General features: G+C 54.9%; 2 rRNA genes. Both read left to right on the top strand.

The window, feature by feature from the left end:
• Window positions 1–1,017 (top strand): 23S ribosomal RNA (locus QC821_RS21665); the annotation flags it as partial.
• Between the two features lie 84 nt (window positions 1,018–1,101).
• A 5S ribosomal RNA gene (gene rrf, locus QC821_RS21670) occupies window positions 1,102–1,217 on the top strand.
• The last annotated feature ends 6 nt before the right edge of the window (window positions 1,218–1,223 follow it).

The raw sequence follows: 1,223 nt of genomic DNA on the forward strand, positions 1-1,223 counted from the left end.
GAAGCCCCGGTAAACGGCGGCCGTAACTATAACGGTCCTAAGGTAGCGAAATTCCTTGTCGGGTAAGTTCCGACCTGCACGAATGGCGTAATGATGGCCACGCTGTCTCCACCCGAGACTCAGTGAAATTGAAATCGCAGTGAAGATGCTGTGTACCCGCGGCTAGACGGAAAGACCCCGTGAACCTTTACTATAGCTTCACACTGGATGCTGATGTTGCTTGTGTAGGATAGCTGGGAGGCTTAGAAACCCGGACGCCAGTTCGGGTGGAGCCAACCTTGAAATACCAGCCTGGCATCATTGGCGTTCTAACTCAGGCCCGTTATCCGGGTCGAGGACAGTGTGTGGTGGGTAGTTTGACTGGGGCGGTCTCCTCCCAAAGAGTAACGGAGGAGCACGAAGGTACCCTCAGCACGGTTGGAAATCGTGCATTGAGTGCAAGAGCATAAGGGTGCTTAACTGCGAGACAGACACGTCGAGCAGGTACGAAAGTAGGTTCTAGTGATCCGGTGGTTCTGTATGGAAGGGCCATCGCTCAACGGATAAAAGGTACTCCGGGGATAACAGGCTGATACCGCCCAAGAGTTCACATCGACGGCGGTGTTTGGCACCTCGATGTCGGCTCATCACATCCTGGGGCTGAAGTCGGTCCCAAGGGTATGGCTGTTCGCCATTTAAAGTGGTACGCGAGCTGGGTTTAGAACGTCGTGAGACAGTTCGGTCCCTATCTGCCGTGGGCGTCGGAAGTTTGAGAAGAGCTGCTCCTAGTACGAGAGGACCGGAGTGGACGCACCTCTGGTGTTCCGGTTGTCACGCCAGTGGCATTGCCGGGTAGCTATGTGCGGACAGGATAACCGCTGAAAGCATCTAAGCGGGAAGCCCCCTTCAAGATGAGACTTCCCTGAGGCTTTACGCCTCCTGAAGGGCCCAGCGAGACTAGCTGGTTGATAGGCACGGTGTGGAAGCACAGCAATGTGTTGAGCTAACGTGTACTAATGGCCCGTGAGGCTTGACCATATAACCCCAAGGGGTCTGTGGATTACGTAACAATTGACGGATGCGTTGAGACGTATCGTGTCGGCATGATTCCTCTGTTTTTCGCCTGACGACCATAGCGTGCGGGAACCACCTGATCCCTTGCCGAACTCAGCAGTGAAACCGCTCAGCGCCGATGGTAGTGTGGGGTCTCCCCATGTGAGAGTAGGTCATCGTCAGGCACCTAT

This window comes from Franzmannia qiaohouensis, from assembly GCF_031451695.1.
Classification (GTDB): Bacteria; Pseudomonadota; Gammaproteobacteria; order Pseudomonadales; family Halomonadaceae; genus Franzmannia; species Franzmannia qiaohouensis.